Origin of the sequence: Microbacterium wangyouchuni, from assembly GCF_051546305.1 — a bacterium.
Classification (GTDB): Bacteria; Actinomycetota; Actinomycetes; order Actinomycetales; family Microbacteriaceae; genus Microbacterium.
Genome location: NZ_JBPTMA010000004.1, coordinates 202,954 through 223,496, shown reverse-complemented (window position 1 = coordinate 223,496; position 20,543 = coordinate 202,954). Strand labels below are relative to the sequence as shown.

The window sequence follows — 20,543 nt, the reverse complement described above, 5'->3', positions numbered from 1 at the left end:
CGGGCTCAGGGAACGCTCAGCGCGCAGACGCCTCAGACAATCCTACGACCTCGCGCGCAGCTCGGGCGACTTCCTCGTTCACAATCAGATAATCGAACTCATTCTGGGCGGCCAATTCGACCTTCGCAGTGCGCAGTCGACGGGCGCGCTCTTCTTCGTCCTCGGTCCCTCTGCCGACCAGCCGGTGCACGAGTTCATCCCACGATGGCGGCAGCAGGAACACCAGCGTCGCCGAAGGCTCTGCCGCACGGACCTGACGCGCTCCCTGCAGATCGATCTCGAGCAGCACAGTCTTGCCCTCGGCCAGGGCGGCATCGATCGGGCGCCGCGGTGTGCCGTACCGCGAACGATTATGAACGACCGCGTGCTCCAGGAGCTCTCCCGCTGCAACCATCCGATCGAACTCGGCCTCGTCGACGAAGAAATAGTGCACGCCGTCGGTCTCGCCGGGGCGCGGCGCGCGGGTGGTCGCCGATACCGAGAGGTGGATCTCAGGGTGATGCTCGCGGATGTAGGCGGCAACGGTGCCCTTGCCGACCGCAGTGGGCCCGGCAAGAACCAACAGTCGGCTGCGTCCGGCGCGCGGACCGTGCTCAGGGAATCGAAGATCAAGCCACTGCAGGAGGCTCGTGCGCTGGCGGACGCCGAGACCGCCCAAGCGCTTCACAGGCGAAATATCGAGGTCAAGCAGAATCCGGTCGCGTTTGCCGACACCGATGGCTGGCAGCGCGATCAGAAAATCCGTGATGCGCATGGAACCGGCAACCGAGTCCGCATCATCGAATGCCTGCCGGGCGACAGCCTGCGGCGCTACGACACGCATCGTGAGCGAACGCTTCACAGCAGCACGCGCACGACGACGCTCGACGGCGCGACGGGCCGCGGCGGCGCGATCTACTTCGGGGATGCTGCGCTCAGCCATTCAGAGCCTCCTGATACTCCGCAACACGGGAGTCTATTGTCGCGGTCAGAGCCTCGAAACCGGCTGACAGGATGCTCCGACTCTCGGTCGCAATAACCATCGCTGCTGCATCGCCGAAGCGTGCGGAGAGATCGGCAGGTCCTGCACCCTGCGCGCCGAACCCGGGCGCGAGGATGGGTGCCGGTGGGGCGAACGGTGAAATGCCGGCATCCGACCATTCGACGGTTGCGCCGATGACGAAACCAACGCTCGCCCAGTGCCCGGCTGGTGTGACCTGGGCGTTACGACTGCTGACCTGTTCGATGATCGATCCGGAGACGGTCTGCCCGACATCCACGCCCGAATCCGCAATCGTGCGCGCCCGCTGCACACCGTGCGCCTCGGGGTTACTTGTCGCGGCCAGGACGAACACGCCCTTGCCATGACTCTCCGCGAGCGAGAACGTGTGATCCAGCGTGCCGATGCCCAGATAAGGGTTCACCGTGAGCGCATCTGCCTCGAGCGGCGAGCCGGGCGTAAACCAGGCCGCAGCATAAGCATCCATCGTGGTGCCGATGTCGCCGCGTTTGGCATCCGCAATCACGAGCAGATCGGCGTCACGAGCGGCTCGGAGCACATCTTCCAGCGCAGCGAATCCGGCCGAACCGAAGCGCTCGAAGAACGACACCTGCGGCTTCACCAGACCGACGCGTCCGATGGCAGCATCCACGGTCCGCAAGCCGAAATCGCGTACGCCTGCCGCTGAATCAGGCAGGCCCCAAGCCTGCAGCAACGATCCGTGCGGATCGATACCCACGCAGAGCGGGCCGCGTGTGCTGAGCACTGCGCGGACCCGCTCTCCGAAGCGTTCGGTCACAGGGCTGCCTGTCGGTCGATCGCATACTCCTGCAGGCTCTTGACGCTGAAGCCCTGGTCTGCGGCATCCATCCCGCTGACGGCAGCGCCGAGCACGGCGATGGTCGTGAACAGCGCCTTGTCTGCGGCCACGGCTGCCGCGCGGATCTCGTAACCGTCTGCGCGTGCGGCCCCACCGGACGGCGTGTTCACGATGATGTCGATCGCGCCGTTGTTGATGAGGTCGACGATATTCTCGCGGCCGTCCTGCTGGGTCTCACTGAACTTCGACACGACCTGCACCTTGATGCCGTTGCGCGAGAGAATCTCGGCCGTGCCCTCGGTTGCGACAAGGTCGAAGCCCAACTGCTGCAGACGGTGCGCGGGCAGGATCACTGCGCGCTTGTCTGCGTCGGCGACCGAGATGAACACCGTGCCGGACGTGGGCATGCCCCCGTACGCGGCAGCCTGACTCTTCGCGAATGCGGTCGGGAAGTCCTTGTCGATTCCCATGACCTCACCGGTGGAGCGCATCTCCGGGCCGAGCACGGAGTCAACGATCTTGCCGTCCTTGGTGCGGAACCGCTTGAACGGAAGCACCGCTTCCTTGACGGAAACTGGAGCATCCAGCGGGACGCGGGAGCCGTCAGACTGCGGCAGCAGACCTTCGTCCTTGAGCTCGGCGATCGTTGCACCCACCATGATGCGGCTCGCGGCCTTCGCCATCGGAATGCCGAGTGCCTTCGACACGAAGGGAACGGTGCGGCTTGCGCGCGGGTTCGCCTCGATCACGTAGAGCACATCCGCGCTGACGGCGAACTGCACGTTGAGCAGGCCCCGTACACCGACGCCCTCGGCGATCGCGAGAGTCGCCTCACGCACACGGTCTACGTCGCTGCGACCCAGCGACATCGGGGGCAGCGTGCAGCTGGAGTCGCCGGAGTGGATGCCAGCCTCTTCGAGGTGCTCCATCACACCGCCGATGTACAACTCGCTTCCGTCGTACAGTGCGTCCACATCGAGCTCGATGGCGTCGTCCAGGAACCGGTCGACGAGCAGCGGGGTGCCGGGACCGACGATGACCTCACCGGCGGTGCGCACGAAGTAGTCGCGCAGGCTCGGGGTGTCGTAGACAATCTCCATGCCGCGGCCGCCGAGCACGAAGCTCGGGCGCACGAGCACCGGGTATCCGATGTCCTCGGCGATCACAACGGCGCCGTCGGCGTCCGTCGCCGTGCCGTGGCGGGGCGCGACGAGGCCGGCCCTGTCGAGCAGCTGCGAGAACAGCTCGCGTTCCTCGGCGATGTCGATCGCCTCGGGGCTGGTGCCCAAGACCGTGTAGCCGGCGGCCTGGATCCCCTTCGCGAGACCCAGCGGGGTCTGTCCGCCGAGCTGGCAGACGACGCCGAGGATCGTGCCGCTGGCAGCTTCCGCGTCGAGCACCTCGAGGACGTCCTCAAGCGTCAGCGGCTCGAAGTAGAGACGGTCCGAGGTGTCGTAGTCGGTGGAGACGGTCTCCGGGTTGCAGTTGACCATGACGGTCTCGTATCCGGCATCCGACAGCGCGAAGGATGCGTGCACGCAGGAGTAGTCGAATTCGACACCCTGGCCGATGCGGTTCGGGCCGGAACCGATGATGACGACCTTGGTGCGCTCGGAGGGAGCGACCTCGGTCTCAAGGTCGTAGCTCGAGTAGTGGTACGGCGTCGTGGCCGGGAATTCGCCGGCGCAGGTGTCGACGGTTTTGAACACCGGGCGCACACCGAAACCATGGCGGATGCTTCGAACCGCTGCCTCGTCGATACCGCGGATCTCTGCGAGCTGCGCGTCGGAGAAGCCGTGATCCTTGGCATAACGGATCGTGTCGGCGTCGAGCTCCGCGGCCGTGCGCACGTGCTCGGCGACCTCGTTGATCAGTACGATCTGGTCGATGAACCAGGGGTCGATCGCCGTGGCTTCGAATGCCTGCTCGATCGTCGCGCCCTTGCGCAGCGCCTGCTGCAGCACGACGATTCGACCGTCGGTGGGGGTCTCCGAAACATTCAGAAGCTCTTCGACGCTGCGGGATTCCTCGCCCCAGTGGAAGCTCGAACCACGCTTCTCCAGCGAGCGGAGCGCCTTCTGCAACGCGGTGGCGTAGTTGCGGCCAATGGCCATCGCCTCGCCGACCGACTTCATAGTGGTCGTCAGCGTGGCATCGGCCGCCGGGAACTTCTCGAACGCGAAGCGCGGAACCTTGACCACGACGTAGTCGAGCGTGGGCTCGAAACTCGCCGGCGTCACGCCGGTGATGTCGTTCGGGATCTCGTCGAGACGGTAGCCGAGCGCGAGCTTGGCGGCGAGCTTGGCGATCGGGAAACCGGTCGCTTTGGAAGCGAGCGCGCTCGAGCGCGAAACGCGCGGGTTCATCTCGATGACGATGATGCGGCCGTTGGACGGGTCAACGGCGAACTGGATGTTGCATCCACCGGTGTCCACGCCGACGGCGCGGATGATGTCGATGCCGATGTCGCGCATCTTCTGATACTCGCGGTCGGTCAGGGTGAGCGCGGGTGCCACGGTGATCGAGTCGCCGGTGTGCACACCGACCGGGTCGACGTTCTCGATGGAGCAGACGACGACCGTGTTGTCGGCCGTGTCACGCATGAGCTCGAGCTCGTACTCCTTCCAGCCGAGGATCGACTCCTCCAGGAGCACCTCGTTGGTCGGTGAGTCGTGCAGACCGGCGCCGGCGATGCGACGGAGGTCGGTTTCGTCGTAGGCGAAGCCGGAGCCGAGGCCGCCCATGGTGAAGCTGGGGCGGACGACCAACGGGTATCCGAGCTCTGCAGCACCGGCGAGCACCTCGTCCATGGTGCGGGCGATGCGGCTGTCAGCGACATCGGCACCGGCATCCAGCACGAGCTGCTTGAAGATCTGACGATCCTCGCCCCGGTTGATGGCCTCGAAGTTCGCGCCGATGAGCTCGATATCGTACTTCTCGAGGATGCCGTGGTTGTGCAGCTCGATCGCGGCGTTCAGGGCGGTCTGACCGCCAAGCGTCGGGAGGATCGCGTCGGGGCGCTCCTTGGCGATGATCGTCTCGATGACCTGCCAGGTGATCGGCTCGATGTAGGTCGCATCCGCGAAGTCAGGGTCGGTCATGATCGTGGCCGGGTTGGAGTTCACGAGGATGACGCGCACGCCCTCTTCGCGCAGCACGCGGCACGCCTGGGTTCCGGAGTAGTCGAATTCGCAGGCCTGGCCGATGACGATCGGGCCGGAGCCGATGACGAGGACGGACTTGATGTCGTCGCGCTTGGGCATTAGTTCTTGTCTCCCTGGGTGGCGATGACCAGATCGCGGAAGCGGTCGAAGAGATAGTTGGCGTCGTGCGGACCGGCAGCGGCCTCGGGGTGGTACTGCACCGAGAATGCCGGGATGTCGAGGGCGCGGAGGCCCTCGACGACGTTGTCGTTCAAGCCGACGTGGCTGACCTCGACCAGCCCGTAGCCGTTGGGGCTCTCGAAGGACCCTTCCAGCGGCGCTTCTACGGCGAACCCGTGGTTGTGCGCGGTGATCTCAACCTTGCCTGTCGACTTGTCGAGCACCGGCTGATTGATGCCTCGGTGGCCGAACGGAAGCTTGTAGGTGCCCAGTCCCAGGGCCCGCCCGAGCAGCTGGTTGCCGAAGCAGATGCCGAAGAACGGCAGGCCCTCGTCGAGTACCTCGCGCAGCAGCGCGACGTGGCCGTCGGATGCAGCCGGGTCGCCCGGGCCGTTGGAGTAGAACACTGCTGCCGGGTCGATCGCGCGGATATCCTCGATCGTCGAGGTCTGCGGCAGCACGTGCACCTCGAAGCCGCGAGCGGCGAGGTTGTCGATCGTCGCCTGCTTGACACCGAGATCGAGCACGGCGAGATTGCCCAGGCGCTCCCCCACCGCGGTCGTCACGGTGACGACATCGACAGAGACTTCTGCCGACAGGTTACGCCCGCTCATCTGCGGAGCCTGCTGCACCATGCGCAGCTGCTCATCGGGATCGAGCGCGGCATCCGCACCCGAGAAGATGCCTCCGCGCATGGATCCCGCCGAGCGGATACGGCGGGTGATCGAGCGCGTGTCGATACCGCTGATGCCGACGATGCCGTCGTTGATGAGGCCCGCGTCGAGCGATGACTCGGCGCGCCAGTTGGACACGACACGCGAAGGGTCGCGGACGATGTAGCCGGCGACCCAGATGCGGTGAGACTCGGAGTCTTCCTCGTTCATCCCGGTGATGCCGATGTGCGGTGCTGTCTGCAGGACGATCTGGCCGGCGTAGGACGGGTCGGTCAGTGTCTCCTGGTAGCCGCTCATACCGGTGGCGAAGACGACCTCGCCGAGCGTGGTGCCGCGTGCGCCGTAGGCGCGGCCCGTGTGACGGGTTCCGTCCTCCAGGACAAGGACGGCGGGTTCAGGCAATGTCATGACGTAGCTCCTGAGTTGTGAGCAGGGGTGAGCCGCTGCAGATCTGAGATGAGGTTTTCGGGGGCGCCGCTGGTGGCGCGCAGATACGAGTCGACGATCGTGTTGTCGTCGAGCTTCCAGGCCAATCGCACGAGACCGCCCGGTTCGACCACCCGGTCGATCGTGACGGAGGCGCGGTCCACCGCGACGAGTGACGCAGAAGCGATGAACACGGTGGGCGAGCCGTCGAGACAGAGGGCTGCCCCGCGGTCGGTGACTGCTACTTCTCCCCTGGCGCGGTATGCCAGCGGCGAGATCGCCAGGCGCTCCAGTGGCTCGTCGTGCCGCGTTGTGGAGACGTAGAGAACTTCGTGGCGGGAGCGGACCTCGGCATGCTCGGGCACTCCTAACGGAGCCGAGAATTGCGAGTCGCGTCGCAATCGTCGTCGCCACGCGAAGAGCATGGCAAGAAGAATCAGCAGTGCGACCGCGATCGTGATCGCGATGGCAATATCGCGGGTACTCACGCGCCCAACTCCTCTACAACGATGCCCGATGCGAGTGTGACCAGGCCGTGGTGCACGGTGTACTCCACGCGACCGGGAAGCTCACGCCCGAGGTACGGCGAGTTCTCGCTGCGACCGTGCAAGTCGGCTGCGGTGAATGTGCCGGCGATGCTGGGATCGTACAGCGTGATCTGAGCCGGCCGGCCGGTCTCAAGCGGAGTGCCATGGCCCTCCAGCATCCCGATTCGTGCCGGAGCCGCGCTCATCACCCTGGCCACATCCGCCCAGCCGATCAGGCCGGTCTGCACCATCGACTGATGCACGACACGCAGTGCGCTTTCGAGACCCACCATGCCGTTGGCGGCAGCCTGCCATTCGCAGGCCTTGCTCTCACTCGGGTGCGGGGCATGATCGGTGGCGACGATGTCGATCGTGCCGTCGGCGAGACCCTCACGCACGGCGAGAACATCTTCTTCGCGGCGCAGCGGAGGATTCACCTTGTACCGCGGGTCGTAGCCGCGCACCAGCTCTTCGGTCAGCAGCAGGTGGTGCGGCGTGACTTCAGCTGTGACGTTGATGCCGCGCTTCTTGGCCCAACGGATGATGTCGACCGAACCTGCGGTGGACAGATGGCACACGTGCAGGCGCGAACCCACGTGTTCGGCCAGCAGCACGTCGCGCGCGATGATCGACTCTTCGGCGACGGCGGGCCAGCCGGCCAGGCCCAGTTCGGCAGAGACAGCACCCTCGTTCATCTGGGCGCCTTCGGTCAGGCGAGGATCCTGTGCGTGCTGGGCGATGACGCCGCCGAAGGACTTCACATACTCGAGTGCGCGGCGCATGATCAGGGGGTCGAAGACGCAGAAGCCGTCATCGCTGAATACCCGAACCTTCGCCCGGGAGGATGCCATCGCGCCGAGCTCGGCGAGGCGTTCGCCCTTCTGGCCGACGGTGACAGCACCGATCGGCTGGACCGTGGCGTAGCCGGCAGCTTCGCCAAGGGCGAGTTCCTGCTCTACCACTCCCGCGGAATCGGCGACGGGCATCGTGTTCGGCATCGCGAAGACCGCGGTAAAGCCGCCTGCTGCCGCGGCTCTCGTGCCGGTCAGGATCGTTTCGGATGCTTCATACCCGGGCTCGCGCAGGTGGGTGTGCAGATCCACGAGGCCGGGGAGGGCAACGAGCCCCGCCGCATCGATGATGCGCGCGCCGGAACGGCTGAGGCCGGTTCCGATCTCGGCGATCATGCCATCCTCGACAACGATGTCCGCGCTGTCGGTTCCGAGCAACTGGGCGCCCGTGATTACGAGGGTCTCAGTCATCAGTTTTCCCCTCGTTCGTCGTTTCGTTCTCCGGCAAGAAGCAGGTACAGCACCGCCATGCGCACAGACACCCCGTTGGTGACCTGTTCCAGCACCGTGGAGCGCGGAGAGTCAGCGGCTGCGGAGGAGATCTCCAGGCCGCGATTCATGGGTCCCGGGTGCATAACAATGCTATCGCCCGGAAGTGATGCTGCGCGCACAGCATCCAGGCCCCAACGTTGGGAATATTCCCGCTCACTGGGGAAATATGCGGCGCCCATGCGTTCCAGTTGGATGCGCAGCATCATGACCGCATCCGGTCCCTCGCGTAGGGCCTCATCGAAGTCGTAGAGAACGCGAACCGGCCATTGCGAGACGTTCTGCGGCAGCAGCGTCGGCGGCGAAACGAGAGTCACCTCAGCGCCGAGGGCCGCCAGTAGCCACACGTTCGAACGCGCGACTCGGGAGTGCAGCACATCACCCACGATCACGACGGTGACCCCGGCGAGGTCTCGCCCCCGGCTATCGGCGCCGAAGCGTCGCTTGCGAATGGTGAAGGCATCCAGCAGGGCCTGGGTGGGATGCTCGTGCGTGCCGTCACCGGCGTTGACGACGCCGGCGGAGATCCAGCCGCTGGTGGCGAGTGTGCGCGGTGCGCCAGATGCCGGATGCCGGATGACCACGGCATCCGCGCCCATCGCCTGGAGGGTCTGCGCCGTGTCCTTCAGGCTTTCGCCCTTGGAGACGCTGGAGCCCTTGGCCACGAAGTTGATCACGTCAGCCGACAGCCGTTTAGCGGCCGCCTCGAACGAGATGCGCGTGCGCGTGGAGTCTTCGAAGAACAGGTTGACCACGGTCTTGCCGCGAAGGGTGGGGAGTTTCTTCACCTCCCGCGACTGCGTGTCGGACATGTCTTCCGCGACATCGAGGATCCGCAGGGCCGTCTCGCGGTCGAGCGTCTTTGTATCGAGCAGGTGCCTCATGATTCGATCGTCACCTCGTCGGCGCCGTCGTACTCGTGCAGGCGCACGTTTACGCGCTCGGTGCGTGCGGACGGGATGTTCTTGCCGACGAAGTCCGGTCGGATCGGGAGTTCACGGTGCCCACGGTCGACGAGGATCGCGAGGCGGACGACGGATGGGCGTCCGATCGACTGGATCGCGTCGAGCGCGGCGCGGATGCTGCGCCCGGAAAAGAGCACGTCATCAACGAGCACGACCGTCTTACCGCCGATGCCGCCGGCGGGGATCTCGGTCGGTCGCGGCGACCGCGTCGGATGCTTGGCCAGATCGTCGCGGAACAGCGTGACATCCAGCGAGCCGACCGGCACCTCAGTCTGTGCGATATCGCTGATCAGAGCGCCGAGGCGCTGTGCGAGGGCGACGCCTCGAGTAGGAATGCCCAGCAGCACCAGATCGGCTGCTCCCCGGTTGGATTCGAGGATCTCATGGGCAATACGGGTCAGAGCCCGGGAAATATCGGCTTCATGCAGCACAGTGCGCGTGCTCATTTACCGCTCCCTTCTCCGCCTCTCTGGACGGTGTTAAAGGTTGCTTACCCTCTGATTCTACAGGTGCCCACGAGCGTCGCCGGTCGCACCGCCGGACCGTGTCACAGTACGTGCGACTTCGACCGGGGTCTTCCCACACTAAGTGAGACGCACCGCCGGACCGTGTCACAGTACGTGCGACTTCGGCCGGGGTCTTCCCACACTAAGTGAGACGCACCGCCGCACGTGTCACAGTACGTGCAGATATCGAGCCGGAGACCCGCACGTACTGAGACACGCGAGCGGATGGCATCGGATGAATCAGGACGACGGAGGCTGCGCCGCGTCGGCGGACTTCGTCGCACGGATCTCGTGGCCGGTGGTGCTGAGGCACTTACCGGTCTTCAGATCCCACTTCCAGTCGTGCATGCTGCAGGTGAGCACGCCGTCCTCATCGACCTTGCCTGTCTTGGTGAGATCTGCGCGCAGGTGCGGGCAACGGCGCTGCACGGTCCAGTCGCCGATCTCGGCATCCTCGGTCTGGTCGGTCTGCTCGGAGTACCAGTTCTCCACGTACTCGATGCGGTCCACCGATAGGCACTTGAGGAACGTGGTGAGGAACTCGTTGAACTTCCCGCTGCGGCCGACCGAGAACTGCATGGAGAGGAAGATCGAGTTCGACCAGTCGATCTCGTGGTCGGCGATGTTGGTCGACACCAGGTCGGCGGGAATCGTGTACCAGTAGATGCACTCCTCCCCCGCATACTCGCGAACCTTCGCTTTGGGGAAGTCGACCACCATGTCGAGCTCACCGATCCGGAACCGCACATTTCCTCCGACACCGAGCCGGATGGTGCGCGACTTCTTCAGCAGCGGCTCCCACCACGCCTTGATCGCGGCGAGCATCTCGTCGGGCGGAAGAACCTCGGCGCGGGACGCTTCCTCGTCAAGGATCTCCTGCTGCCGGCTCGCGCGCTGAGACTCGAGGTAGTCCCACTTTTCATCGAAGATGTGCGCGATCTCGTCATCCGTGTAGAGCGACTGCGACATGGTGAGGTCGCTGCCCTGCAATTCGACGACGGTTCCGGGCACGAAAAGCTGCCCGTTGTACTGGGGAGCGAGCTCCTTCATATGCGCGATGAACTGCTTCTGATCGGTGAAGATCGAGTCGTCGTCCTTGCCGAAGCCGTTGTACTTGAATAGGTCATCTCGCAGGAACATCGGTGGCCCCGCCATCGGGAACACGTGCGGCGCATCGACCTTCTCGATATAGAACATCGCCCGCTTGTTCTGCGCGTCGCGCTTGAGACGAGCAAAGTTCTGCTTGGCGTCCTGCGGCAGGTCGTACACCATCGGCCACCAGATAGCGCCGGAGGTCTGCGTGAAATAGGCGTCGGGTTTGCCGAAGCTCAGCAGCGTCTCCAGGTCCAGGGGATGCGAGTCGTTCTGATTCAGGATCGACGCGGTGCCATCGTCGACACTCAGCGACGAGTCACCGATCGGGCCGTCGCTGGGCGCACGCAACGGTGTAATCATGATCTTCAGATCGCCACGCTCGATGACTTCACCGGCGGGAGCATACGTGATGTTGTGGTAGCCGAGCGCTCGGATGTCCTGCTCGAGGTCATCGATCGGGTACTCCGGCAAGAGCACCTCGATATCCTTGCGGATATACCGCTCCAACAGCGCCGGATCGAAGTGATCACGGTGGCGGTGCGAGATGTAGAGGAAGTCCGCTTCGCGGCCCAGTCGTTCCCACTCCAGGCCACGGTTGTCAGGGAACGGGAACCACGAACCGTAGAAGGATGGGCCGAGCACCGGGTCGCAGATGATGTTTCCGCCGACCGTCTCGATGAACATCCCGGCGTGGCCGAGTCCCGTGATCCGCATTGCTTTTCCTCCCGCTGTGCAAGCCTCGATTCTACCCGGGGACGCCCGGGCATCCGCCGCGATGGGCCGGAGATACTCCCGGTGGCTCAGTCCTCGAAGAGTCCGCGGATGTCGTCAGCGGTCAGCGCCTGGGAGAACAACGCCTCGTCATCCATCACGGCCGTGAACAGACGCGCCTTGCGCTGCTGCAACGCCAGCACCTTCTCCTCGATGGTGCCCGCAGAGATCATCCGATAGACGAACACCTGTTTGTCCTGGCCGATGCGATGAGCACGGTCGACGGCCTGCGACTCGGCCGCTGGGTTCCACCACGGGTCGAGCATGAAGACGTAGTCGGCCTCGGTCAGAGTGAGCCCGAACCCACCGGATTTCAGGCTGATCAGGAACACCGGCTGCTCACCTGTGCGGAACTCCTGAATGACGCTCTGCCGGTTTCGTGTGGAGCCGTCCAAATATACGTACGGGATCCCCGCTCGATCCAAACGAGCCGCGGCCATTTGCAGGAACGAGGTGAACTGGCTGAAGACGAGCGCGCGATGATGTTCGGTCTGCAACTCGATGACTCGCTCGATCAGAGCGTCCAGCTTGCGCGAACCGATCTTCGCATCGGATTCGTCCACCAGCCCCGGCGCAAGGCTCAGCATCCGCAGCATCGTCAACGAACGAAACACGATGAACCGGTTACGATCAAGATCCTTCAGCAGCCCGAGCACTTTCTGGCGTTCACGCTGCAGCACAGTGTCGTAGAGCGCCCGATGCGCCGGGCTCAGCTCGACATGCAGCAGCTGTTCCTGCTTCTCCGGAAGATCGGTCGCGACGAGTTCCTTGGTGCGGCGCAGCATCAGCGGACGGATTCGGCGGCGCAGCCGTTCCAGACGCCGCTGGCGATACTCACTGCCTTCCTCGTTCTCCGGCACCTTTCCCTTCTCGATCGGCTGGATGTAGTCCTGCCGAAACTTCCGGGCTGAGGGGAAGAGTCCGGGAGCTGCGAGTTTCAGCAACGCCCAGATATCGCTGAGGCTGTTCTCCATGGGCGTGCCCGTCACAGCGAATGTCACATCGGCGCGCAGCGAGGCCACAGCACGATGTTGTTTCGTCGACGCGTTCTTCACGAACTGCGCCTCATCGAGGATGAGACCTGCCCACTCGATCGATTCGTACTCATCGGCGTCCAGCCTGGCCAATGTGTACGAAGTGACGATGAGATCGGCATCCTTCGCGGTCTCTGCGATCGAGGAGACCCGTCTGCCACTCGTGCCGTCGATGATCTGAACGCGCAGCCCCGGGGCGAATCGCGTCGCTTCGTCCTGCCAGGTCGACAGCACGGACGTCGGAGCGATGACGAGGAACGGTCGCGTTTCGCCCGATTCGCGTGCATGCAGGATGAGCGTCAGCAGCTGCAGGGTCTTTCCGAGACCCATGTCATCGGCGAGGATGCCGCCCAGGCGATGTCCCCAGAGAAAGGCGAGCCAGTCGAACCCTGCCTTCTGATAGGGACGCAACTCAGCGTTCAGCCCCTGAGGCAGCTCGGCCGGTGGCACTCCGCTCGCAGCCCGAAGTCCGTTAGCGGTGGCGCGCCAGCTCGTCGCAGGTAGCGCTTCGTCGGCAAGATCCTCGAACTCTTCCCAGAGATCGGTTTGGTATCTGCTGATGCGCGGAGCGGTTTCCCATTCCGACAGTTCGGTGGCCTCGTCGATGAGTTCACGCAGTGTATCCAGTGCCGGATGTGCCAGCGAGAAGTAGCTGCCGTCGACAAGAAGCAGCTTCGTCCGGCGCATGCTCAGCGCGCGAAACAGCGGAGTGAAGGGGATGGTCCGCCCATCGATCTTGACCAGGACACCGAGATCGAACCAGTCCGAGTCAGCGCTCTCAACCGTGGAAACGGTGATCTCCGGCACTCCGCTGAGCTCCTGATAGGACTTGCGCTTTCCTGATACGACGACCGTGATGCCCTGCTTCTCGAGCGCCGGGACGATATGAGTAACGAACTCGGCCGCCTCGACATCTTCGAACGCGCCGCTGTCTGCGAAGCGCAGGCCTGTTGCCTCGCTCCACTGTGCCTCGAGGGTTGGGCGTTGCTGTGCCTCGGCGTCTTCGTCGCGAACCGCATCCGTGGTGGCGGTGAACGGGAAGCGTCCGAACCCTCGATAGGTCCAGTCGAATCGATAGCGGACCGTGTCTCCGGGGTGGTGGGAGATCGTGAGTGTCGGTATCGGCTGCGGGATCGTCGGCAGTTCGATTTTTCCGACAGCCTGCACGTGGACCCGGCGCGCCAGCACCGGGTAGGCGTCACGGAGGAACACGGCTTCTTCTTCAGCAGGGACGGACAGCGGCTCGCCCGCGTCGAGCAGTGCACGCACCGGAGCGCTCAGCGGCACTTCGGCCAGTGTTACGGAGACTCTGGCCCCGATCGACGTGACCGCGAATATCCCGGAATGACCGATCGGATGAATACGACTTTCATCCATGCTCCGACCGTCGAGAGTGACTTCGGCACTCACCGACAGATCGCCGTCTTCGGCCCGCACGACCTGAGCGGTGACCGAGCCTTCCTCGGCCATCGCGAAAGTGAAGCTCTTCTGCGTGGAGACGAGCGGGATACCCAGTGCCGCTCCGGCGCGCAGGTGCGCCCAGAGCAGGTTCGATTCGACGTGGTCCAGCACGAGCCAATCACCCGCAGTGCCCGATAGCAGCGAATCACGCGAGATGCTGAGCAAGTCTGCGAACCACCGCACGCGATCCTTACCGAACTGCGTACCTGAGCGCCGCACGGAGTCCCATGACACCGTCCCATGGATCCATGAGCCTGTTGTCTCGCTGCGCATGAGCGGTCGGATGCCGACGAGAAGTTCTCCCTCGCCGCGCGCGACATCTCGTGCTGTGGCGGGTCGCATCGGCCGCCGCGCCCACTGATGGACGCCCTGCGCGGAACGGTGTCGAAGTTCGATACCCAACGCCAGAGCGGTGGGCGTCTTTCCCGATGTCGAGCCCTCGAGCAGAGTGCGCCATCCTGGGCGTGCCGGCTCCGCTGCTGCCACGGATTCGTCCGCGACATCGTCGTGTTCTGCGTTGCTTGTGAGCACAACCGCGACGACATGCTTGCAGGTGCGCGGAACCGGGCACAAGCAGGTGGCTACCGTGATCTGCGCGGTTCCCGGCTTCATTCGCACGACGCAGCGGTAGAGCGCGTTACCCGATCCGCGGACGCTGGCGGTCAAAGTATCCGAATCTGCACTCCAACGCAGTTCGGAGACCATCCCCTCGAGGAAGTACGCACGGCCACGCTCATAGCTTCCACGATCGATCATCCGCGAAAGATCGGATTCATCAATGTACGGAGCAGACATGATGGCATCCTCTCCGTGACGGCAGACAGCGCGGTGACATCGACAAGGCCGATATCACCGCGAAGTCGCGATGGCGATGGTGAGGCTCAGCTCGAGCGAGCAACCCGAGCGAGAACGCCGTGCACGAATGCACCGGAATCGTCCGTGGAGAACTCTTTGGCAAGCTCCACTGCCTCATCGATAGCAACGGCCGTCGGGACCTCATCGTTGTAGACGATCTCCCACACGCCGATGCGCAGCAGAGCGCGGTCAACGGCCGGCATCCGCTCAATTTTCCAATCACGACTGTGCGTGATGATGTTCTCGTCGATCTCATCGCGGTGATCGGAGATTCCGTCGACGATTTCGCGGGCGTAGAGCCAGGAGGCCTCTCGTGCAGGCTCGCTGGCAGCACGTTTTGCTTCTGCCGCCAGCGTCACGGCGAGGTCATCGCCGCGTACGTCTGACGAGAAGAGAATGTCGAGTGCGCGCTTGCGCGCCTTCGTCCGAGCGCTCACGCCTTACTTCTCGCGACCGAGGTACTCACCCGTGCGGGTGTCGACCTTGATCTTCGTGCCGGTCTCGACGAACAGCGGAACCTGCATCTCGTAACCGGTCTCGACGGTGGCGGGCTTGGTGCCGGCCGAGGAGCGGTCGCCCTGCAGACCAGGCTCCGAGTAGGTCACCTCGAGGATGACGGATGTCGGAAGGTCGAGGTACAGCGGGTTGCCGTTGTTCAGCGCGATCGTGACCTGCTGGTTCTCGAGCAGGAAGTTCTTCGCGTCGCCGACGGTGGCAGCGCCGACCGTGATCTGGTCGTAGTCGGTCGTGTCCATGAACACGAAGCCGTCGCCGTCTGCGTACAGGTAGGTGAAGTCACGACGATCGACGTTCTCGATATCGATCTTCGCGCCCGCGTTGTAGGTGCGGTCGACGGTCTTGCCGGAGACGACGTTCTTCAGCTTGGTACGCACGAACGCGCCACCCTTGCCGGGCTTGACGTGCTGGAACTCGATGACGTTCCAGAGCTGTCCGTCGATGCTGAGGACGACGCCGTTCTTGATGTCTGCGGTGGATGCCATGCGTTCAGAGTTCCGTTTCGTTTATTGGGAAGGACCGCTCACTGCCCTTCGACAGGCTCAGGGACCGAGTTAGTGGGGGCCGACAGTCGATTCTACGCGATGAGCGCCGCGAGCTGACGAACTGCGCTCGCGTAGCCGTCGACGCCCTCGCCAATGACCCGCACCGCCGCCACATCGTGGAGGTAGGAGAAGCGTCGAAATTCCTCTCGGGCGTTCACGTCGGAGATGTGAATCTCAGCGAAAGGCAGCGAGACCCCGGTGAGGGCATCGCGCAGCGCAACCGAGGTGTGGGTCAGCCCGCCCGGGTTGATCACGATTCCTAGGCAGTCTTCCCGTGCTGCGTGAATCGCATCGATCAGCACGCCCTCATGATTGCTCTGGATGCTGCGCACCTGGAAGCCCGCCTGTGCTGCAGCGTCAGCGGTGATCTGCTCGACGTCGGTCAGCGTGGCGGTACCGTAGATCTCCGGCTGACGAGTGCCGAGCAGATTGAGGTTCGGGCCGTTCACGAGCAGGATGCGGCGATGCGGTGTGGCTACAGCCAGGTCTTGCGCCATCTCCAGCTCTGCTCCGATCGTCCCGGTGAACTGGAGCCCGGTCGGGGTGAAACCGGCGCGCTGGTACGCGCCCTGTGCCCGCGCGTTGTCGGCGTGCACGTCAAGCGTGAGAGCTGCATCGCCCAGCGAACGCGCCCATCCGGCGGCCGCCGCGAACAGGGCATCGACAACACCCTGGCCGCGGTGGGATGGGCGCACGAATACACCGACCACATCCCCACGTGCGGCAGTGAGGGTCCGGCCATGGTGATCGGTTTCCCCGGCTTCACGCCGCAGCACCGTTGCGGACCCGACCCAGACATCACCGTCGACGGCGACAAACTGCGCCACGGCATCGCCGCTGGCGGCATTCGCAGCGCGTTCCTGCCAGAACTCGTCGGACTGCGCCGTGGCGTTGTCGACGGTGTCGAGAAACGCGATCGGCGCTGCCTCGTCCGCGAGTGCCTCCAGTCGGCTGGCCCGCACCTGGCGCCAGTCATCAGCGCGAACACGCCGAACTTCGACGCTCACGCCCCGACCTCCTGGTAGGCGGCGAACAGCAGGGTTTCATCCGGAGCTTGCAGCACGGTGGGCTTGGCGATCTCGTCGAGCACGATGAAGCGCAGCATCCCGCCCCGGCTCTTCTTGTCCCGCTGCATGCTGGCCAGCAGAGTCTGCCAGGCTCCGGCGCGATAGCTGGTCGGCAGTCCGAGCGACTCGAGCACACTGCGATGCCGGTCCGCGGATGCGTCACTGAGTCGACCGGCAAGACGGGAGATCTCGGCGGCGAACAGCATGCCGACCGAGATCGCAGCGCCATGACGCCAGCGGTACCGTTCAGCGTGCTCGATCGCGTGCCCGAGCGTGTGCCCGTAATTGAGGATCTCGCGCTGACCGGCCTCGCGGAAGTCTTCCGAGACGACCTGGGCTTTCATACCGATGGCGAGTTCCACAGCACGGCGGAACTCTGCGGTTGTCGGGTCGACAGCGCGGGTGGGATCTGCCTCGATGATGTCGAGAATCTCTGGAGCCCAGATGAATCCGGCCTTGACCACCTCGGCGAAGCCTGCGGTTGCCTCGTGGGCGCTCAGGCTGGCGAGCTCATCCAGATCTCCGATCACCGCCTGCGGCGGCCAGAAGGCGCCGACCAGGTTCTTGCCCTCGGCGGTGTTGACGCCGGTCTTTCCGCCGACGGCGGCATCGACCAGGCCGAGCACGGTGGTCGGAACCTGGATGACCTGCACACCGCGCAGCCAGGTGGCGGCGACGAATCCGGCGACATCGGTCACAGAACCGCCGCCGTAGCCGATCACCGCGTCCGTGCGCGTGAAGTCCGCCTGTCCCATAACCTGCCAGCAGAAGGCTGCGACCTCGATGCGTTTGCCCTGCTCAGCATCCGGAATCTCGGCGAGCAGAACTTCCCGCGGCCCGTCCGTCGTGTCGGCGAGCAGGCGATCGCGCAACTCGGCGGCACGCACCGCCAGCGTCGGCGGGTGCACCACAAGAATCTTGCGCACAGCCGGGTCGAGGGCGGCAGAGACCTGGTCGAGGATGCCACGGCCGACGGTGATGTCGTACGCTGCCTGTCCGGTCACGCTGATCGTGGTGGTACTCATCTCAGGTTCTTCCTCCAGGCTGCAATCTCGTCGGCGATGCGCTGCATCGGTCGACGTGACGTGTCGAATGTTTCGGTCGCGACCTCGTCGTACCAGCCGCGACGCTGCTCGTAGATGCTCTTCCACCGCTCAAGCGGGTCTTCATCTCCCGCGAGCATCGGGCGCCCACCGGATCGGATCCGTGCTGCGACTGCTTCCGGTGTGACAGCGAGGAACGCAACCGGATGCTCATGCAGCAGTTTCCGGGTGTCCGCCGAAGTGACGGCGCCTCCACCCAGGGAGATCACTCCCCCGTGTTTCAGCGCTGCAGCCACAGCGGCGCACTCCAACGCGCGAAAGCGCTGTTCGCCGTGCGCGGCGAAGATGTCTGGGATCGGTCCGTGCTCGGCAACGATGTATTTGTCGGTGTCGGTGAAGCCGACGCCGAGCGTCTTGGCCACACGGCGACCCACGCTCGTCTTTCCCGCGCCCATCGGGCCGACGAGCACGAGAGTCAACTGCTCAGGACTGCTCATCGTGGGCGATCAGCGCGGCCTCGGAAGCGGGAGCCGTGCGCAGTTCCGCCGGAATCGCTTCGAGATAGCTGTTGAGGTTGCGAAGCGTCTCGCGGATGCTGTCGCCGCCGAACTTCTCCAGCACGGAGTTCGCCAGTTCCACTGCCACCATCGCCTCGGCCACAACGCCGGCTGCGGGCACCGCGCTGATATCTGAACGCTGATGGTGCGCGGTTGCGGTGTCACCGGTGGCGACGTCGATAGTGCGCAGGGAGCGCGGCACTGTCGCGATCGGCTTCATACCTGCGCGAACGCGCAGCACGGTGCCGGTGGACATGCCGCCCTCGGTACCGCCAGCACGATCGGAAGCGCGTGTGATGCCGCGTTCTGCGGCGAAAAGCTCATCGTGTGCGGCCGAGCCACGGCGGCGGGTGGTCTCGAAGCCGTCGCCGATCTCCACGGCCTTGATCGCCTGGATGCTCATCACAGCCTGCGCGAGACGGCCATCCAGACGACGGTCCCAGTGCACGTGGGAGCCGAGGCCGGGCGGAAGCCCGTAAGCGAGCACCTCGACGATGCCGCCGAGGGTATCGCCGTGCTTGCGCGCATCATCGATCTCAGCAACCATGCGTGCGGAGGTTTCCGCGTCGAAGCACCGCAGCGGATCGGCGTCGAGCGCATCGACATCGTCCGGCGTCGGGAGCACCGCACCGTCAGGGGCCTGGACCGGACCGATCGACAGCGTGTGACTGACGAGGCGGATGCCCAGCTCGCTCAGGAACGAACGCGCGACGGCCCCCAGCGCGACACGCGCCGCGGTTTCACGCGCGCTGGCACGCTCCAGGATCGGACGCGCCTCATCGAAGTCGTACTTCTGCATTCCGACCAGGTCAGCGTGGCCCGGTCGTGGACGGGTCAGCGGAGCGGAGCGGCCGCGGGACTTGTCGGTGAGCTCCACCGGCTCCGGACTCATCACCTCTACCCACTTCGGCCATTCGGTGTTGCCGATGCGCAGGGCGATCGGGCTTCCCAGGCTCTTACCGTGGCGGACGCCACCGGAGATGCTCAGTTCGTCCTGCTCGAATTTCATGCGCGAGCCGCGACCGTAGCCGAGCTTTCGGCGTGCGAGATCGGCCTGAATGGCCTCGGAGGAGATCGGGACGCCGGAGGGCAGCCCTTCCATGACGGCAATGAGTTCGGGACCGTGCGATTCGCCGGCCGTGAGCACGCGGAGCATGCCTCTAGTTTGGCATGTGTTTGGTCTCAGCCCGGCCGCGTGACGCCCCGGCGAACACGCCCGGTCAGATCAGTGCCGCGCGCATCGCAGCGACCACTGCTGCCTCATCGACGAGCTCGGCACTCGGATCGCCTGCGACGAAGATGCGCACCTGACGTACAGCCTGATGCAGAAGCATCTCCAGCCCCGAGATCACCGTCGGCGCAGCCCATCGCGCTGCCAGCGCCGACGGCCAGGGCGCATAGGCCGCGTCCAGAAGTGCGCCGCCGGTTTCTGCGAACTTCGCCGCAACCCCGTCATCGAGAACGGTGCCGCTCGGAAGCGTCGCCACCGTCGCACTCACCGGCGCGGCATCGGCAGCGAAGTCTCTGACCACCACGGTGGTGCCCAGGCTGGTTCCCAGCGCGACCAGCCCAGCGGCGCGCTCAGGCCGGCGCGCGCGTACGTCGATCTGCTCGGCGCCGAGCTCGGCAAGAGCCACCAGAGCCGAGGAGGCCGTTGCACCGGCGCCCAGCACACGCCCGCTGGGGCAGGAGCGGATGCCGTTCTCAGCGAAAGCATCGACGATTCCCCCGACATCGGTGTTGAATCCCGCGACGGTGTCACCGAGGAGCAGTGTGTTCACCGCTCCCGTCAACTCCGCGTGGCGATCCCGCACGGATGCGACCGCATAGGCCTGCTCCTTCAGCGGCATGGTCACCGACAGGCCGCGCCATGTGCCATCGAGTTCCTCGAACGCCTCGATGAAGCCGTGGGCATCCACCCGCTGTCGGCCATACGCCCAGTCCAGCCCGAGTGCACGATAGGCAGCGCTGTGCAGGAGCGGAGATTTGCTGTGAGCGATCGGATCGCCCCAGACCGCGAGGCGACGAGACATCATTCG

At 64.8% G+C, this 20,543-nt stretch carries 17 protein-coding genes and 1 pseudogene; all 18 read right to left on the bottom strand.

Going from position 1 to position 20,543, the window contains the following annotated elements; all coding sequences use genetic code 11:
• Nucleotides 1-16: 16 nt before the first annotated feature.
• Nucleotides 17-922 (bottom strand): guanylate kinase, encoded by a 906-nt coding sequence (gene gmk / locus ACSS7Z_RS10200; protein WP_438254550.1) that lies wholly within the window; start codon nt 920-922, stop codon nt 17-19.
• Complete coding sequence (pyrF, locus tag ACSS7Z_RS10195; RefSeq protein WP_438254548.1) at nt 915-1,778, bottom strand: orotidine-5'-phosphate decarboxylase; 864 nt, start codon at nt 1,776-1,778, stop codon at nt 915-917. Before pyrF ends, gmk begins: the two co-directional genes overlap by 8 nt.
• Nucleotides 1,775-5,062: a carbamoyl-phosphate synthase large subunit gene (gene carB, locus ACSS7Z_RS10190; protein WP_438254546.1), complete on the bottom strand. Its 3,288-nt coding sequence runs from the start codon at nt 5,060-5,062 to the stop codon at nt 1,775-1,777. Before carB ends, pyrF begins: the two co-directional genes overlap by 4 nt.
• Nucleotides 5,062-6,204 carry a glutamine-hydrolyzing carbamoyl-phosphate synthase small subunit gene (gene carA / locus ACSS7Z_RS10185; RefSeq protein WP_438254545.1) on the bottom strand — a complete coding sequence of 381 codons (1,143 nt, stop codon included), beginning with the start codon at nt 6,202-6,204 and terminating at the stop codon, nt 5,062-5,064. Before carA ends, carB begins: the two co-directional genes overlap by 1 nt.
• Nucleotides 6,201-6,710, bottom strand: a complete 510-nt coding sequence (locus ACSS7Z_RS10180) for a PH-like domain-containing protein (RefSeq protein ID WP_438254544.1) — start codon at nt 6,708-6,710, stop codon at nt 6,201-6,203. Before ACSS7Z_RS10180 ends, carA begins: the two co-directional genes overlap by 4 nt.
• The gene (locus ACSS7Z_RS10175) at nt 6,707-8,011 is read right to left on the bottom strand and encodes a dihydroorotase (RefSeq protein ID WP_438254543.1); all 1,305 of its coding nucleotides are present in this window, start codon (nt 8,009-8,011) and stop codon (nt 6,707-6,709) included. Before ACSS7Z_RS10175 ends, ACSS7Z_RS10180 begins: the two co-directional genes overlap by 4 nt.
• On the bottom strand, nt 8,011-8,973 hold the full coding sequence (locus tag ACSS7Z_RS10170; protein ID WP_438254542.1) for an aspartate carbamoyltransferase catalytic subunit: 963 nt from the start codon (nt 8,971-8,973) through the stop codon (nt 8,011-8,013). Before ACSS7Z_RS10170 ends, ACSS7Z_RS10175 begins: the two co-directional genes overlap by 1 nt.
• Complete coding sequence (gene pyrR / locus ACSS7Z_RS10165) at nt 8,970-9,500, bottom strand: bifunctional pyr operon transcriptional regulator/uracil phosphoribosyltransferase PyrR (RefSeq protein WP_438254541.1); 531 nt, start codon at nt 9,498-9,500, stop codon at nt 8,970-8,972. The genes ACSS7Z_RS10170 and pyrR overlap by 4 nt, the downstream gene beginning before the upstream one ends.
• A gap of 300 nt (nt 9,501-9,800) precedes the next feature.
• Nucleotides 9,801-11,369: a Rieske 2Fe-2S domain-containing protein gene (locus tag ACSS7Z_RS10160; RefSeq protein ID WP_438254540.1), complete on the bottom strand. Its 1,569-nt coding sequence runs from the start codon at nt 11,367-11,369 to the stop codon at nt 9,801-9,803.
• 86 nt (nt 11,370-11,455) lie between these two features.
• A complete protein-coding gene (locus ACSS7Z_RS10155) occupies nt 11,456-14,716 on the bottom strand; it encodes a DEAD/DEAH box helicase (RefSeq protein WP_438254539.1) in 3,261 nt (1,086 codons plus the stop codon).
• 86 nt (nt 14,717-14,802) lie between these two features.
• A complete protein-coding gene (nusB, locus tag ACSS7Z_RS10150) occupies nt 14,803-15,213 on the bottom strand; it encodes a transcription antitermination factor NusB (RefSeq protein WP_438254538.1) in 411 nt (136 codons plus the stop codon).
• A 3-nt stretch (nt 15,214-15,216) separates the two neighbouring features.
• On the bottom strand, nt 15,217-15,777 hold the full coding sequence (gene efp / locus ACSS7Z_RS10145) for an elongation factor P (RefSeq protein ID WP_438254537.1): 561 nt from the start codon (nt 15,775-15,777) through the stop codon (nt 15,217-15,219).
• 92 nt (nt 15,778-15,869) lie between these two features.
• Nucleotides 15,870-16,334: a type II 3-dehydroquinate dehydratase gene (locus ACSS7Z_RS10140; RefSeq protein WP_438254856.1), complete on the bottom strand. Its 465-nt coding sequence runs from the start codon at nt 16,332-16,334 to the stop codon at nt 15,870-15,872.
• A 39-nt stretch (nt 16,335-16,373) separates the two neighbouring features.
• Nucleotides 16,374-16,844: pseudogene (locus ACSS7Z_RS10135) on the bottom strand (GNAT family N-acetyltransferase); the annotation flags it as partial.
• Nucleotides 16,841-17,929: a 3-dehydroquinate synthase gene (aroB, locus tag ACSS7Z_RS10130; protein WP_438254536.1), complete on the bottom strand. Its 1,089-nt coding sequence runs from the start codon at nt 17,927-17,929 to the stop codon at nt 16,841-16,843. The gene aroB and the pseudogene ACSS7Z_RS10135, both read right to left, overlap by 4 nt.
• Complete coding sequence (locus tag ACSS7Z_RS10125; RefSeq protein WP_438254535.1) at nt 17,926-18,444, bottom strand: shikimate kinase; 519 nt, start codon at nt 18,442-18,444, stop codon at nt 17,926-17,928. The genes aroB and ACSS7Z_RS10125 overlap by 4 nt, the downstream gene beginning before the upstream one ends.
• Nucleotides 18,431-19,660, bottom strand: a complete 1,230-nt coding sequence (aroC, locus tag ACSS7Z_RS10120) for a chorismate synthase (RefSeq protein ID WP_438254533.1) — start codon at nt 19,658-19,660, stop codon at nt 18,431-18,433. Before aroC ends, ACSS7Z_RS10125 begins: the two co-directional genes overlap by 14 nt.
• Before the next feature lie 64 nt (nt 19,661-19,724).
• The gene (locus ACSS7Z_RS10115; RefSeq protein ID WP_438254532.1) at nt 19,725-20,540 is read right to left on the bottom strand and encodes a shikimate dehydrogenase family protein; all 816 of its coding nucleotides are present in this window, start codon (nt 20,538-20,540) and stop codon (nt 19,725-19,727) included.
• Nucleotides 20,541-20,543 lie beyond the last annotated feature (3 nt).

Excerpts from the sequence above, each read along its gene's own strand:
- ACSS7Z_RS10155 (WP_438254539.1), bottom strand. The coding sequence starts at position 14,716 with ATGTCTGCTCCGTACATTGATGAATCCGATCTTTCGCGGATGATCGAT.
- ACSS7Z_RS10140 (WP_438254856.1), bottom strand. The coding sequence starts at position 16,334 with ATGGCGCAAGACCTGGCTGTAGCCACACCGCATCGCCGCATCCTGCTC.
- ACSS7Z_RS10175 (WP_438254543.1), bottom strand. The coding sequence starts at position 8,011 with ATGACTGAGACCCTCGTAATCACGGGCGCCCAGTTGCTCGGAACCGAC.
- efp (WP_438254537.1), bottom strand. The coding sequence starts at position 15,777 with ATGGCATCCACCGCAGACATCAAGAACGGCGTCGTCCTCAGCATCGAC.
- gmk (WP_438254550.1), bottom strand. The coding sequence starts at position 922 with ATGGCTGAGCGCAGCATCCCCGAAGTAGATCGCGCCGCCGCGGCCCGT.
- aroB (WP_438254536.1), bottom strand. The coding sequence starts at position 17,929 with ATGAGTACCACCACGATCAGCGTGACCGGACAGGCAGCGTACGACATC.
- carA (WP_438254545.1), bottom strand. The coding sequence starts at position 6,204 with ATGACATTGCCTGAACCCGCCGTCCTTGTCCTGGAGGACGGAACCCGT.
- ACSS7Z_RS10160 (WP_438254540.1), bottom strand. The coding sequence starts at position 11,369 with ATGCGGATCACGGGACTCGGCCACGCCGGGATGTTCATCGAGACGGTC.
- ACSS7Z_RS10125 (WP_438254535.1), bottom strand. The coding sequence starts at position 18,444 with ATGAGCAGTCCTGAGCAGTTGACTCTCGTGCTCGTCGGCCCGATGGGC.
- pyrR (WP_438254541.1), bottom strand. The coding sequence starts at position 9,500 with ATGAGCACGCGCACTGTGCTGCATGAAGCCGATATTTCCCGGGCTCTG.
- carB (WP_438254546.1), bottom strand. The coding sequence starts at position 5,062 with ATGCCCAAGCGCGACGACATCAAGTCCGTCCTCGTCATCGGCTCCGGC.
- ACSS7Z_RS10170 (WP_438254542.1), bottom strand. The coding sequence starts at position 8,973 with ATGAGGCACCTGCTCGATACAAAGACGCTCGACCGCGAGACGGCCCTG.
- aroC (WP_438254533.1), bottom strand. The coding sequence starts at position 19,660 with ATGCTCCGCGTGCTCACGGCCGGCGAATCGCACGGTCCCGAACTCATT.
- ACSS7Z_RS10115 (WP_438254532.1), bottom strand. The coding sequence starts at position 20,540 with ATGATGTCTCGTCGCCTCGCGGTCTGGGGCGATCCGATCGCTCACAGC.